This is a genomic window from Streptomyces sp. NPDC051555 (assembly GCF_044454405.1).
GTDB lineage: Bacteria > Actinomycetota > Actinomycetes > Streptomycetales > Streptomycetaceae > Streptomyces.
Window position 1 is genome coordinate 125,104 of the sequence record NZ_JBITDP010000003.1, and the last position, 14,443, is coordinate 139,546.

At 70.4% G+C, this 14,443-nt stretch carries 11 protein-coding genes; all 11 read right to left on the reverse strand.

The window, feature by feature from the left end; all coding sequences use genetic code 11:
• Window positions 1–165: 165 nt before the first annotated feature.
• The 11 genes from pgi to uvrC all read right to left on the reverse strand — a co-directional run bounded on the left by pgi (window position 166) and on the right by uvrC (window position 14,359).
• Window positions 166–1,818 (reverse strand): glucose-6-phosphate isomerase, encoded by a 1,653-nt coding sequence (pgi, locus tag ACIBEA_RS09020; protein WP_399259527.1) that lies wholly within the window; start codon window positions 1,816–1,818, stop codon window positions 166–168.
• 151 nt (window positions 1,819–1,969) lie between these two features.
• Window positions 1,970–2,305 (reverse strand): RNA polymerase-binding protein RbpA, encoded by a 336-nt coding sequence (locus tag ACIBEA_RS09025; protein WP_008741068.1) that lies wholly within the window; start codon window positions 2,303–2,305, stop codon window positions 1,970–1,972.
• Window positions 2,306–2,485: 180 nt separating this feature from the next.
• The gene (secG, locus tag ACIBEA_RS09030) at window positions 2,486–2,725 is read right to left on the reverse strand and encodes a preprotein translocase subunit SecG (protein ID WP_399259181.1); all 240 of its coding nucleotides are present in this window, start codon (window positions 2,723–2,725) and stop codon (window positions 2,486–2,488) included.
• 119 nt (window positions 2,726–2,844) lie between these two features.
• A complete protein-coding gene (gene tpiA / locus ACIBEA_RS09035; RefSeq protein WP_399259182.1) occupies window positions 2,845–3,621 on the reverse strand; it encodes a triose-phosphate isomerase in 777 nt (258 codons plus the stop codon).
• Between the two features lie 6 nt (window positions 3,622–3,627).
• Window positions 3,628–4,839 carry a phosphoglycerate kinase gene (locus ACIBEA_RS09040; protein ID WP_399259183.1) on the reverse strand — a complete coding sequence of 404 codons (1,212 nt, stop codon included), beginning with the start codon at window positions 4,837–4,839 and terminating at the stop codon, window positions 3,628–3,630.
• A gap of 140 nt (window positions 4,840–4,979) precedes the next feature.
• Window positions 4,980–5,984, reverse strand: a complete 1,005-nt coding sequence (gene gap / locus ACIBEA_RS09045; RefSeq protein WP_385776675.1) for a type I glyceraldehyde-3-phosphate dehydrogenase — start codon at window positions 5,982–5,984, stop codon at window positions 4,980–4,982.
• Between the two features lie 209 nt (window positions 5,985–6,193).
• On the reverse strand, window positions 6,194–9,157 hold the full coding sequence (locus tag ACIBEA_RS09050) for a M14 family zinc carboxypeptidase (RefSeq protein WP_399259184.1): 2,964 nt from the start codon (window positions 9,155–9,157) through the stop codon (window positions 6,194–6,196).
• A 141-nt stretch (window positions 9,158–9,298) separates the two neighbouring features.
• A complete protein-coding gene (whiA, locus tag ACIBEA_RS09055; RefSeq protein ID WP_399259185.1) occupies window positions 9,299–10,294 on the reverse strand; it encodes a DNA-binding protein WhiA in 996 nt (331 codons plus the stop codon).
• Window positions 10,285–11,355, reverse strand: a complete 1,071-nt coding sequence (yvcK, locus tag ACIBEA_RS09060) for a uridine diphosphate-N-acetylglucosamine-binding protein YvcK (RefSeq protein WP_399259186.1) — start codon at window positions 11,353–11,355, stop codon at window positions 10,285–10,287. The genes whiA and yvcK overlap by 10 nt, the downstream gene beginning before the upstream one ends.
• Complete coding sequence (rapZ, locus tag ACIBEA_RS09065) at window positions 11,352–12,299, reverse strand: RNase adapter RapZ (RefSeq protein ID WP_399259187.1); 948 nt, start codon at window positions 12,297–12,299, stop codon at window positions 11,352–11,354. Before rapZ ends, yvcK begins: the two co-directional genes overlap by 4 nt.
• Entirely contained in the window at window positions 12,296–14,359 is a 2,064-nt protein-coding gene (uvrC, locus tag ACIBEA_RS09070) for an excinuclease ABC subunit UvrC (protein WP_399259188.1), read from the reverse strand. Before uvrC ends, rapZ begins: the two co-directional genes overlap by 4 nt.
• Between the last annotated feature and the right edge of the window lie 84 nt (window positions 14,360–14,443).

Genomic DNA, 14,443 nt, shown 5'->3' on the forward strand with positions numbered 1-14,443 from the left:
CACCCCCAGCCGGTCCTACGCCTAGACCCCCGGCGGGCAGCCCCCGCCCCCCCCCCCCGGTAAAACCCCGGGGGGGGGGGACCGGGGCTGGGCGGCGGCGTCGCCGGGGGGGGGGCCCCCCCGCGTCCGTACGGCCCGTGCGGGCCCCCTCGGAACGGGGTCGGCTCAGCGGCCGCGCAGCTCGCGGTAGGTGGCCACCAGGGCCCGGGTGGAGGCGTCCAGGCCGGGCACCTCGGCGCCCTCGGTGAGCGCGGGCTCGACCCGCTTGGCCAGGACCTTGCCCAGCTCCACGCCCCACTGGTCGAAGGAGTCGATGTTCCACACGGCGCCCTGGACGAAGACCTTGTGCTCGTAGAGCGCGATCAGCTGGCCGAGCACCGACGGGGTCAGGTCCCGCGCCAGGATGGTGGTCGTCGGGTGGTTGCCGAGGAAGGTCTTGTGCGGGACCAGTTCCTCGGCGACGCCCTCCGCGCGGACCTCGTCCGGGGTCTTGCCGAAGGCCAGCGCCTGCGTCTGCGCGAAGAAGTTCGCCATCAGCAGGTCGTGCTGGGCCGCGAGGGCCGGGGAGAGCTCGGCGACCGGGCGGGCGAAGCCGATGAAGTCCGCCGGGATCACCTTCGTGCCCTGGTGGAGCAACTGGTAGTAGGCGTGCTGTCCGTTGGTGCCGGGCGTGCCCCACACGACGGGGCCGGTCTGCCAGTCCACCGGATTGCCCTCGCGGTCCACGGACTTGCCGTTGGACTCCATGTCCAGCTGCTGCAAGTAGGCCGTGAACCGGGACAGGTAGTGGCTGTAGGGGAGCACCGCGTGCGCCTGCGCGTCGTGGAAGCCGCCGTACCAGATCCCCAACAGGCCCATCAGGAAGGGGGCGTTCTGCTCCGGCGGGGCGGTGCGGAAGTGCCGGTCCATGGTGCGGAAGCCTTCGAGCATCTCGCCGAAGGCGCCGGGGCCGATCGCGATCATCAGGGAGAGCCCGATGGCCGAGTCGAAGGAGTAGCGGCCGCCGACCCAGTCCCAGAACTCGAACATGTTGTCCGGGTCGATGCCGAAGTCGGTGACCTTCTCGGCGTTGGTCGACAGGGCGACGAAGTGCCGTGCCACGGCCGCCTTGTCGCCGCCGAGGCCCGCGAGCAGCCATTCCCGCGCCGACGTGGCGTTCGTGATCGTCTCGATGGTGGTGAAGGTCTTCGAGGCGATGATGAAGAGGGTCTCGGCCGGGTCCAGGCCCAGGACCGCCTCGTGCAGGTCGGCGCCGTCCACATTGGAGACGAAGCGCAGGTTCAGCCGGCGGTCGGTGAAGGCGCGCAGCGCCTCGTAGGCCATCGCCGGGCCGAGGTCGGAGCCGCCGATGCCGATGTTGACGACGTTCTTGATCCGCTCGCCGGTGAAGCCGCGCCACTCCCCCGACCGGACCCGGTCGGCGAAGCCGCCCATCTTCGCGAGCACGGCGTGGACGGCGGGCACGACGTTCTCCCCGTCGACCTCGACGACGTCGTCCGGCGCGGCGCGCAGCGCGGTGTGCAGGACCGCGCGGTCCTCGGTCGTGTTGATCTTCTCGCCGCGGAACATCCGCTCGCGCAGCTCCGCGACGCCCGTCGCGGCCGCCAGCTCGCGCAGCAGCCCGAGGGTCTCGTCGGTGACGAGGTGCTTCGAGTAGTCGATGTGCAGGTCGCCGGCCCGCAAGGTGTACCCGGTGCCCCGGCCCGGGTCGGCTTCGAACAGCTCCCGCAGATGCGTCTGCCCCAGCTCTTCCCGGTGCTTGCCGAGTGCAAGCCACTCCGGCGTCCGGTTGAGCCTCGTACGTCCGTCTGCGTTCATCTCGGACATCAACCCACTTCTTCCGTCCTGTTGTGCCCCGCCGTACCCCAACCTAAGGGATCAGAAGCCGGACAACGCACACAAAGAGACCCGGCCCGCGGAAGAAGCTCTTCCGCGGGCCGGGCCCGAAGTCGTGTGTGGGTCGCGCCGCTCAGATCTCGCCGCGGAGCTTGGCGAGGGCTTCGGCGAGGATCGCCTCGCCGTCCGCGTCCGTGCGCCGCTCCCGTACGTACGCCAGGTGCGTCTTGTACGGCTCCGTGCGCGGGGGCGCCGGAGGGCTGTCCCGGTCCTGGCCCGCCGGGAACCCGCAGCGCGGGCAGTCCCAGGTGTCCGGCACCTGTGCGTCGCTGGCGAAGCTGGGCTGTGTCTCGTGCCCGTTCGAGCACCAGAAGGAGATGCGCAGGCGGGGCGCGGACTCGCCGCGCTCGGCCTCGCCCATCGGCCCCGCTCCGACCCGACTTCCACGGATCGCGTTGCCACTTGCCACGGTCGTAACTCCCTGCGTGATGGTGCCGCGAAGCGTGAAATGGAATTCCGCTGCGGGCGCCCCAGTCTACGTAAGGCCCAACGCGCGTCCAGTGACCGGAGTTACTACTTCCGGACCACTGACGCGGACCTCATGATAGATCGGGCGGGGCCTGCCGGACCGCCGAAATGGCCGGATCGCTCAGTTACCGCTCGACTTCATCAACAGACCGAGCGCGATGATGCTCGCGAACCAGAGCAGGCCGATCACCATGGTGATGCGGTCGAGGTTGCGCTCGGCGACCGAGGAACCACCGACGGACGACTGCATACCGCCTCCGAACATGTCGGAGAGGCCGCCGCCCTTACCCTTGTGCATCAGCACCAGCATCATCAGCATCAGGCTGAAGACGACCAGGGCGATCGAGAACCCCATAATCACGGCTGATTCCTACTTTCTGGCTTTCCCTGGCGTGCGGTGGAACCCCGACGGGGGCCAGCGGCTGTCGATGCAGCCTGCTGGCCCCCGCAAGGGTACGACGGATCCGTCCTACCGCATACTCACTGGTCGCGGAAGCGGACGATCTTGACGAACTCGTCGGCGTCCAGCGCGGCGCCGCCGATCAGGGCGCCGTCGACGTCGGGCTGCGCCATGATCGCGGCGATGTTGCCGGACTTGACCGAGCCGCCGTACTGGATGCGGACCTTGTCGGCCAGCTCCTGCGAGTACAGCTCCGCGAGGCGGGTGCGGATCGCCCCGCAGACCTCCTGCGCGTCGTCCGGGGTGGCGACCTCGCCGGTGCCGATGGCCCAGACCGGCTCGTAGGCGATCACGATGGACTCGGCCTGCTCGGCCGGCAGGTCCTTGAGGCCGCCGTCGAGCTGCGCCAGCGTGTAGGCGACCTGGTCGCCGGCCTTGCGGACGTCCAGGCCCTCGCCGACGCACAGGATCGGGGTGATCCCGTTCGCGTAGGCGGCCTTGACCTTGGCGTTGCAGAGCTCGTCGCTCTCGCCGTGGTACTGGCGGCGCTCGCTGTGGCCGACGGCCACGAAGGTGCACTTCAGCTTCGACAGCATCGCGCCGGAGATCTCACCGGTGTACGCGCCGGACTCGTGCGCCGAGATGTCCTGGGCGCCGTACTTGATCTTCAGCTTGTCGCCGTCGACCAGGGTCTGGACCGAACGCAGGTCGACGAAGGGCGGCAGGACCGCCACCTCGACCGCGTCGTAGTCCTTGTCGGCGAGCGCGAAGGCGAGCTTCTGGGTGTGCGCGATGGCCTCAAGGTGGTTGAGGTTCATCTTCCAGTTGCCGGCCATGAGAGGGGTGCGCGTGGTCATGCGGGGTCAGACCTCCAGAGCGGCGATGCCGGGGAGCGTCTTGCCCTCGAGGTATTCGAGGGACGCGCCGCCACCGGTCGAGATGTGGCCGAACTTCGTCTCGTCGAAGCCCAGGTTGCGGACGGCGGCGGCGGAGTCGCCACCGCCGACCACGGTGAAGCCCTTGCTGTCGAGCAGCGCCTGCGCGACGGCGGTGGTGCCGCCCGCGTAGTCGGGGTGCTCGGCGACGCCGACCGGACCGTTCCAGAAGACGGTCTCGGCATCGACGATCTTCGAGGCGAACAGCTCGCGGCTCCGGGGGCCGATGTCCAGACCCTCCTTGTCCGCGGGGATCTTGTCCGCGTCGACGACCTCGAAGTCGGCCGGGGCCTTGGTCTTGAGGTCGGGGAAGTCCTTGGAGACGAGCACGTCCACGGGCAGGACCAGCTCGACGCCGTTCTTCTTCGCGCGCTCCATGTATTCGAGCACGACCGGGATCTGGTCCTCCTGGAGGAGGGAGATGCCGACCTCGTGGCCCTGCGCCTTGAGGAAGGTGTAGGCCATGCCGCCGCCGATCAGCAGGCGGTCGGCCTTGCCGAGCAGCTCGTCGATGACGGCGAGCTTGTCGGAGACCTTGGCGCCGCCGAGGATGACCGTGTACGGACGCTTGACGTCCGAGGTCAGCTTCTTCAGGACGCCGACCTCGGCGGCGATCAGGTAACCGGCCGCGTGCGGGAGGCGCGCGGGCAGGTCGAAGACCGAGGCGTGCTTGCGGTGGACGGCGCCGAAGCCGTCGCCGACGTAGACGTCGGCGAGCTCGGCGAGCTGGTCGGCGAAGGCGCCGCGCTCGGCGTCGTCCTTGGCGGTCTCACCGGCGTTGAAGCGCAGGTTCTCGATGACGGCGACCTGGCCGTCGGTGAGGGCGGCCACCGTCTCCTTGGCCGAGGCACCGACGGTGTCGGTGGCGAAGGCGACGTCCTGGCCGAGCAGCTCACCGAGCCGGGCGGCGGCGGGAGCCAGCGAGAAGGCGGGGTCCGGGGCGCCCTTGGGGCGGCCCAGGTGGGACGCGACGATGACGCGGGCGCCGGCGGCGGCGAGCTTCGCGATCGTCGGCTGGACGGCGCGGATGCGGCCGTCGTCCGTGATGGTCGTGCCGGCGAGCGGCACGTTCAGGTCGGCGCGGACGAAGACCCGCTTGCCGGAGACGCCCTCGGCGAGAAGTTCGTCGATCGTCTTCATGTGTATTTCTACTCCTTATCCCCATACATGGCATTCGCCTGTGCGGAGCGAGAGGTACGAGGCAAACAACAGGGCCCGCACAGCGCTTCATCGCGCTGCCCGAGCCCTGATGCTTCACATCGCGGTGCCTGCCCTGAAGATTAGAGCTGGCCGCCGACGAAGACGGTGAGGTCGACGAGACGGTTGGAGTAACCCCACTCGTTGTCGTACCAGCCGATGACCTTGACGCTCTTGCCCTGGACCATGGTCAGGGAAGAGTCGAAGGTGCAGGAGAACGGCCAGTTCACGATGTCGGAGGAGACGATCGCGTCCTCGGTGTAGTCGAGGATGCCCTTCAGCTGGCCCTGGGAGGCCTTCAGGAAGGCGGCGTTGACCTCTTCCTTCGTGGTCTCGCGCTCCAGCTCGATGACGAGGTCGGTCACGGAACCGGTGGGAACCGGGACGCGCATCGCGATGCCGTCGAGCTTGCCCGCCAGCTCCGGGATCACCAGCGCGGTGGCCTTGGCGGCACCGGTGGTGGTCGGGATGATGTTCTCGGCGGCGGCGCGGGCGCGGCGCAGGTCCGAGTGCGGGAAGTCCAGGATGCGCTGGTCGTTCGTGTACGCGTGGACCGTCGTCATCATGCCCTTGACGATGCCGAAGTTCTCCAGGAGGACCTTGGCCATCGGCGCCACGCAGTTGGTGGTGCAGGAGGCGTTGGAGATGACGTGGTGGTTGGCCGCGTCGTACTTCTCCTGGTTGACGCCCATCACGATCGTGATGTCCTCGTCCTTGGCCGGAGCCGAGATGAGGACCTTCTTCGCGCCGGCCGCGATGTGCTTGGCGGCGTCGGCCTTCTTCGTGAAGATGCCGGTCGACTCGATGACGATGTCGGCGCCCAGCTCACCCCAGGGGAGGTTCGCGGGGTCGCGCTCGGCGAACGTCTTGAAGGTGTTGCCGCCGACCGTGATGGTGTCGGCCGTGTGGGAGACCTCGTGCTTGAGGCGGCCCAGGATGGTGTCGTACTTGAGCAGGTGCACCAGGGTCGCGTTGTCAGTCAGGTCGTTGACACCGACGATCTCGATGTCCGCTCCCTGCTCCAGGAGCGCCCGGAAGTAGTTACGGCCAATTCGGCCAAAACCATTGATGCCTACGCGGATCGTCACGAACCGATCTCCTCGTTGGTGCGCCGGCCTGTCCGCCGGCGAGCTGTATGGGATGTCCCCGACCGCTTATGACCCTACCTCTCCGTGAGCTTCGGGGTGACATCGACGGGGGCCTGACACGCCCCGGCGGCCCGTACCACGCGCTCCGGTACGGGCCGACGGGGACTTTCGCCCCCCTCACGCTGCGTGAGCGCGGGAGGGGTCGCAGGTCAGTGGTTCAGCGAGCGGAGGGCCTTACCGACGAGTACCGCTCGGTCCTTCGCGGCCGGCAGGTGCTCCAGGCCGAAGCCGAGGAGCACCGTGTCACGCGTAGTGACCGCGGCGTAGGACTTGAACAGCTCGCCGGAGCGGGACCAATCTCCCGGAACTTCGGGACTTCCGGCAGGTGCGCCCTGGGCGGTCCAGACCCCGAGCGAGGTCTCGAAGCCCTCGGCCGCCTGGTCGACGCCGCCCACCGACAGGCGCGCCTCGTCCGCGAAGACCCCGCGGCCGCCGGAGCCCGGGTCGGTGATGGAGGAGAGCGAGACCTCGACGGTCCTGCCCGCGTAGGCGCTCAGATCGAAAGAGACCTGCTTCCAGCCGCCGGACGACCCGGTGAAGCTGTTCCAGGTGCCGCTGCTGCCCTGCGCGGTGCAGCCGCCCGCACCGAGGGTGAGGTAGTGGCGCAGGAAGGGGTGCTCGTTGATGAAGAAGCCGCCCCCGCACTCCGCCGGGACCGTGGCGCCGGTCTGGCCGTTCGCCTCGGGCAGGGTGGTCCAGTCCTCGGCGCCCGTGGTGTGGGCCTCCAGGGCGGCGTGGTCGTAGCCCGGCTCGGTGTCCCAGTTGAGGGCCATCTTGAGCTGGGGCTTGTCCGCCGCGGTGACCCCGGTCAGGTCGATCGTGCGGACCAGGCGCTTCCAGTCGTTGTCGTTGTGGATCGCCGAGGCCATCCAGGACCCGGCGTACGGGGCGTACGGGTTGACGATGCCGTCGTACCGGCCCGCCTGGGCGCTCTTGAACTGCGGGTACTGCGCGGCGGGCAGCGCGTCGGAGGTGACGCTGTAGGCGCCGGGCTTGTCGAGCGGGTTGCCGGGGGTGCCCGGCGCGTCGCCGAGCGCTCCCTTGACCCCGCCGAGGGCGCCCGCGCCGGCGAAGCCGGTGGCGCCGCTGCCGCTGCTGCGGTCGTAGGCGCCGAGGTAGTACTGGCTGAAGTCGTCGGTGACGGCGCGGCCGACCTTGGCGTTGCCGCCCGCCAGCTCGCCGGCCTCGATCAGCTTGCCGCCCTCGTTGAGGAAGTCGCGGACCGCCAGCTGCGTGTCCCCGCCGGGGGCCTGGGCGCCCGTGTAGTGGACGGCCGTGCCGAAGTGCGAGAGCACCCCGAGGTGGTGCGGGGCGCCCTGGGTGGCGACGTCCCAGACGGCCGCCGAGCGCCCGTTGGCGCGCAGCGCGTCGACGTACTTCTGCGCCTGCTGGGCCTTGGCCCCCTCCTCCGCGATCACCAGGACGTCCGCGCGCGGCCGTTCGGCCACGGTGTAGGTGAAGTGCTCGCTGGAGACCTGCTTGGCGCCGTCGCGGCCGGTGAACCAGACCTCGACCTTGTCACCGGGCCTGGCACCCTCCACGGAGGCGCGGTACTCGTCGAACCAGTTGTTGTCGTCGCCGCCGTAGCTCTCGCCGCCCTTCCAGGCCTTGAGGTCCTCGTCATGGACGCGGCCGCCGTTGATCCGGTAGTTGAGTTCCTTGTCCTTGAGCGCCTTGCGGGCCGTCACGGAGACCTTCTGGTCCTCACCGCGGGCCGCGTAGGAGGTGGTGAAGGGGTCGGTCGTGAAGTCGGCGGCGCTCAGGCCCACCGAGGAGACCGGCTTGTCCGGGTGCGCGGCGGACTGGGCGACCGAGAGCGCGAAGGGGACGTTCTTCAGGAACTCCGTCTGGATGAGCTTCTCGTCGTCCGGGAAGTTGAAGCCCGAGGCGCAGTCCTCGGACTTCCACTGGTCGTTCGGGTCGCTGTCGGAGGCGGTCTGGCAGGTGGTCATCTCCGGCGTGAACATCATGACGCCGTTGACGTTGGCGGCGTGGCCGTCCGCCTCGCCGTTGGTCGTGTACAGCTCCGAGGAGACCTGCGGGTAGTAGCCGGGGATCGCGGAGTGCTCCGGGGTGCCCGCGAGCGCCTTGTACGCCACGTCGTCGGGGGTCGGGGTGGCGACCTGCCAGCCCACGCCGTAGAGCAGCAGCTCGGCGGCGGAGTGGTAGTTGACGGCGTACGCGAAGCCGAGCCGCTTCTCGAAGGAGTCCAGGGCCCTGGTCTCCGGCTCGGACGCCGCCTTGGGGCCGCGGTAGGTCTGGTTCGAGGGGTCGTCCGAGGAACCCTCGTTGTCGTAGCCCCACTTGTAGGCGAAGTTGCGGTTGAGGTCGACGCCGTCGAGGGCGGTGGTCTTGCCGTCGCCGTTGTTGTCGCGCATGTTCTTGCGCCACAGCCGGTCGCCGTCGGGGGTGTGGGTGTAGTCGTAGCCGTCCGGGTTGGCGGAGAGGACGAACCACATCTCGGTGGAGTCGACCAGCTGTGTGACGCGCTGGTCCTTGCCGTAGTTGTCCAGGTAGTAGTGCATCAGCCGCCGGGTCATCTCGGGGGTGATCCACTCGCGCGCGTGCTGGTTGGACATGTAAAGGACCGAGGGCTTGGAACCGTCCTTGGCCTGCCGGGCGTTCTTGCTGACCTTGAGGGCGAGGATGTCCTTGCCCTGGACGGTCTTGCCGATGGAGACGACTTTGGCGAGGCCGGGATTGCTCTGGCCGGTCTTGACGATCTCCTCCTGGAGGCCGCCCTTGCCGCTGTAGGGGCGGAAGACCCCGTCGCCCGCCGCCTTGGCGCGCGCGGCGGCCTGGGCCGGGACCTTGCGCTCGGCGAGCTTGACGCCCTGGGCGCCGAGCTTCTTGGCCTGCACGGTGGTGAGGAACAGCTCGACCTTGGCGGTGCCGTGCTCCGGCGCCTGTTCGGTCAGCTCGTGGGCGTCCTGGCCGGCGGCGAGGACGAGCGGGACCTGTTCCTTGGTGATGTCGGCGTCGTAGACCCTGACCTCGTCGGCGGCGGGTCCCGCGGCCGGTCCGTTCTGGGCCTGTGCGGTCACCGGTAAGGCGGCGAGTGAACCGAAGACGAGTGCGCTAGCGGCGAGGATCGATCTCGCGCGGTGCCTCATGTGCCCCCCTGGGCGTCGTCTGCCACGAAAGCGTTCGCACGACAGGCTCACGACCCCCCATGCCCATGTCAATGGGAAATGCCGAAAGGGGCCCGTACGCGATGCGTACGGGCCCCTTTCGGACGAGAGCGGACGGACCGGTCAGCCGACCAGGTTGTCCGCCATCTCCTCGGCCTCGGTGATGCTCGACTCCGTGCCCGGGATGCCCAGGTCCTGGGCCCGCTTGTCGGCCATGGCCAGCAGGCGCCGGATCCGGCCCGCGACCGCGTCCTTGGTCAGCGGCGGGTCGGCGAGCGCGCCCAGCTCCTCCAGGGAGGCCTGCTTGTGCTCCATGCGCAGCCGGCCGGCCGCCGCCAGGTGCTCGGGCACCTCGTCGGCGAGGATCTCCAGGGCGCGCTGGACGCGGGCCCCCGCGGCCACCGCGGCCCGGGCCGAGCGGCGCAGGTTGGCGTCGTCGAAGTTGGCGAGCCGGTTGGCGGTGGCGCGGACCTCGCGCCGCATCCGGCGCTCCTCCCAGGCCAGCACCGAATCGTGGGCGCCGAGACGGGTCAGCAGGGCGCCGATCGCGTCGCCGTCGCGGACCACGACCCGGTCCACCCCGCGCACCTCGCGCGCCTTGGCCGCGATGGAGAGTCTGCGGGCGGCGCCCACCAGGGCCAGGGCGGCCTCCGGACCGGGGCAGGTGACCTCCAGGGAGGAGGACCTGCCCGGTTCGGTGAGCGAGCCGTGGGCCAGGAAGGCACCGCGCCAGGCCGCCTCCGCGTCACAGGTGGCCCCGGAGACCACCTGTGGCGGCAGACCCCGGATCGGGCGGCCGCGGCCGTCCACGAGGCCGGTCTGGCGCGCGAGCTGGTCACCGCCGGCGACGACCCGGACGACGTACCGGTTGCCGCGGCGCAGCCCGCCGGGGGCCATGATCACCAGGTCCGAGGAGTGGCCGAAGATCTCCAGGATGTCCTTGCGCAGCCGCCGGGCCGCGATCCCCGCGTCCAGCTCCGCCTCGATGACGATGCGGCCGCTCACCAGGTGCAACCCGCCCGCGAACCGCAGAATGGCCGAGACCTCCGCCTTCCGGCAGCAGGTTCGGGTGACGGGCAGCCGGGCGATCTCATCCTTCACCGCGGGCGTCATCGCCATGGGCCGATCCTTCCATGCATCCGAAAAATACGGTCGTACGCGGCGGCCAACAGCTCCGGATCGTGCTTCGGAGCCCCGTCGGGCCTGGCCACCGGCGCCAGCTCGACCGCGGCACCGAAGCGTTTTGCGGCATCGGCGAGGGACTCGCGGTCGGGCACGGCGGCCTCGTCGGCCAGCACCACGTCCAGGGCGAGTTTAGGGGCGTGTCGGGCCAAAACCTCCAAATGACGCTGCGGAGAGAAGCCCTCTGTTTCGCCGGGTTGCGGCGCGAGGTTCAGCGAGAGCACCCGCCGGGCCTTCGTCTCGACCAGCGCGTCGAGCAGTTCCGGCACCAGCAGGTGCGGAATCACCGAGGAGAACCAGGAGCCCGGGCCGAGCACCACCCAGTCCGCGTCCAGCACCGCGGCGACGGCCTCCGGCACGGCCGGCGGGTCGTTCGGCACCAGCTGTACGGACTGCACCTCGCCCGGCGTCAGCGCCACCGTGGCCTGCCCGCGGACGGTGTCCACGTCGTCCGGCCGGGCCGGGTCGTGGCCGCGCACCAGCGCCTGCAGCTCCAGCGGCACCGCGGACATCGGCAGCACCCGGCCGTGCGCGCCGAGCAGCTTGCCGACCAGGTCCAGGGCCTGCACCGGGTCGCCGAGCTTCTCCCACAGGGCGACGATCAGCAGATTGCCTACGGCGTGCCCGTGCAGGTCGCCCCGGGACTCGAAGCGGTGCTGGATGACCCGGGCCCAGGTCTGGCCCCAGTCGTCGTCACCGCACAGCGCGGCCAGCGCCTTGCGCAGGTCGCCGGGGGGCAGGACGCCCAGCTCCTCGCGCAGCCGACCGCTGGAGCCGCCGTCGTCGGCGACGGTGACCACGGCCGTGAGGTCGCCGGTGATCCGGCGCAGCGCGGCCAGCGAAGCCGACAGGCCCATGCCGCCGCCGAGGGCGACGACCTTGGGCGCCACCGCCTCGGGCGCGACACCGCGACGCAGCTCGGCGGCCGGGGCGCCGTCAGCGCCCCGGCCCGCCGTCAGCCGCCTCAGGCGGCGCAGCCGCAGGCTCCGTCCGGTCACTCGCGCCCCATGTCCCTGTGTACGACGACGGTCTCTACTCCCTCGGAGGCGAGGCGGGCGGCGAGCTTCTCGGACATCGCCACGCTGCGGTGCTTGCCGCCCGTACAGCCGACCGCGATGGTCACGTACCGCTTGCCCTCGCGTCGGTAGCCGGTGGCGATGAGCTGGAGCAGCTCGGTGTAGCGGTCGAGGAACTCCTTGGCGCCGGGCTGGCTGAAGACGTAGCCCGAGACCTCTTCGTTGAGCCCGGTGAAGGGGCGCAGCTCCGGGACCCAGTGCGGGTTCGGGATGAAGCGGCAGTCCACGACGAGGTCGGCGTCGACGGGCAGGCCGTACTTGTAGCCGAAGGACATGACGGTGGCCCGCAGCTCGGGCTCCTCGTCGCCCGCGAACTGGGCGTCCATCTTGGCGCGCAGCTCGTGCACGTTCAGGCTGGAGGTGTCGATGACGAGGTCGGCGTCACCGCGCAGCTCGCGCAGCAGGTCGCGCTCGGCGGCGATGCCGTCGACGATCCGGCCGTCGCCCTGGAGCGGGTGCGGGCGGCGGACCGACTCGAAGCGGCGCACCAGCGCGTCGTCGGAGGACTCCAGGAAGACGATGCGCCGGGTCACCCCGCGGGCTTCGAGGTCGGAGAGCGATTCGCGCAGCGCGTCGAAGAACTGTCGGCCGCGGACGTCGACGACGACGGCGATGCGCGCCACGTTGCCCTGGGAGCGGGCGCCCAGCTCCACCATGGTGGGGATCAGCGCCGGGGGCAGGTTGTCGACGACGAACCAGCCCAGGTCCTCCAGGCACTTGGCCGCCGTACTGCGGCCGGCTCCGGACATGCCGGAGATGATCACCAGCTCGGGGATGGCCGCCTCGGCGGTATCTCCGGGCTCCACTGTCGTGCCCGTACTCACCTGTGCTCCGTCTCGGTCGCGCTCTGCTTCGTGCTCGGTCATTGCTCGCTCCCCCGTTCGGGCGATGCTCCCGCGGGCGCGGGGGCCTCGTCCTCAATGATCTCTCCTGTGGCCGTGTTGACGGCCGGAGCGGCGGGAGCCGCCTGGGCGAGGGCCACGGCCACGGTCTCGGCCGTCTTGCGGCCTATGCCCGGGACCTCGCAGATCTGGTCGATTGTCGCCTGTCTCAGCTTTTTCACCGAACCGAAGTGCTTGATCAGCGCCAGCCTGCGGCTCTCGCCCAGGCCGGGCACGTCGTCCAGCGGTCCGGATTTCAGCCGCTTGGCCCGCTTGCCCCGCTGGTACTGGATGGCGAAGCGGTGGGCTTCGTCACGGACCCGCTGGAGCAGGTAGAGACCCTCGCTGGTGCGGGGCAGCACCACCGGGTCGCTCTCGCCGGGCAGCCAGACCTCCTCCAGTCGCTTGGCGAGTCCGCACACGGCCACGTCGTCGATGCCCAGCTCGGCCAGGGCCCGCTGGGCGGCGGCGACCTGCGGTTGGCCGCCGTCCACCACAACGAGCTGGGGCGGGTAGGCGAAACGCCTGGGGCGGCCGTCGTCCTCGACGACGGCCGGGACCTCGCCGCCGACCATGTCCGTGCCGTCCGCGACCCCGGCGACGTCCTCGTCCGCGTCCGCGGGAGGCGACCACTCCCCCGTCCTGAGCTTCTCGCGCAGGTAGCGCCGGAAGCGGCGGGAGACCACCTCGTGCATGGAGCGGACGTCGTCCTGCCCCTCGAAGCCCTTGATCTCGAAGCGGCGGTACTCGCTCTTGCGGGGCAGGCCGTCCTCGAAGACCACCATGGAGGCCACCACGTCGTCGCCCTGGAGGTGCGAGATGTCGAAGCACTCGATGCGCAACGGCGCGGTGTCCAGTTCCAGCGCCTCGGCGATCTCCTCCAGGGCCCGGGAGCGGGTGGTCAGGTCACCGGCGCGCTTGGTCTTGTGCAGGGCCAGGGACTGCTGGGCGTTGCGGTGGACGGTCTCCATGAGGGACTTCTTGTCTCCCCGCTGCGGGATGCGCAGGCTGACCTGGGACCCGCGGCGGCCGCCGAGCCACTCGGCCACGGCGGGCGCGTCCTCGGGCAGGGCCGGGACCAGCACCTCCTTGGGCACGGCCTCGCCCCGCTCCTCCCCGTACAGCTGCTGGAGGGCGTGCTCGACCAGCCCGGCCGTGTCGACGGCCTCGACCTTGTCGGTGATCCAGCCGCGCTGGCCGCGCACCCGCCCGCCGCGGACGTGGAAGATCTGGACGGCGGCCTCCAGCTCGTCCTCGGCGACCGCGATCAGGTCCGCGTCGGTGGCGTCGGCGAGGACCACCGCGTTCTTCTCCATGGCGCGGCGCAGCGCCCCGATGTCGTCGCGGAGCCGGGCGGCCTTCTCGTACTCCATGTCCTCGGCGGCCTCGTGCATCTCGGCTTCGAGGCGGGTGAGGTAGGTGCCGGTGCGCCCGGCCATGAAGTCACAGAAGTCCTCGGCCAGTTCCCGGTGCTCCTCGGGGGTGACCCGGCCGACGCAGGGCGCGGAGCACTTGCCGATGTAGCCGAGCAGGCAGGGGCGGCCGATCTGGGCGGAACGCTTGAACACCCCGGCGGAACAGGTGCGTACGGGGAAGACCCGCAGCATCAGGTCGACGGTCTCGCGGATGGCCCAGGCGTGTCCGTACGGACCGAAGTAGCGCACGCCCTTCTTCTTCGGACCGCGCATGACCTGGACCCGGGGGTACTGCTCGTTCAGGGTGACGGCGAGCGAGGGGTAGCTCTTGTCGTCCCGGTACTTGACGTTGAACCGGGGGTCGAACTCCTTGATCCAGGAGTACTCCAGCTGGAGCGCCTCGACCTCGGTGGAGACCACCGTCCACTCGACGGAGGCGGCCGTGGTCACCATGGTGGCGGTCCGCGGGTGCAGGCCCGCCACGTCCTGGAAGTAGCTGGCCAGGCGCTGGCGCAGGCTCTTGGCCTTCCCGACGTAGATCACCCGGTGGTGCTCGTCGCGGAATTTGTAGACCCCCGGGGAGTCGGGGATCTGTCCCGGTCTGGGGCGGTAGCTGGAAGGGTCGGCCATGGCATCAGCCTACTTGCGGGGTGTGACAACCGGGCGCGCCGCGGGGCCCGACCGTCTGGCTGACGGCCGGGCCCCCTCCGGGCG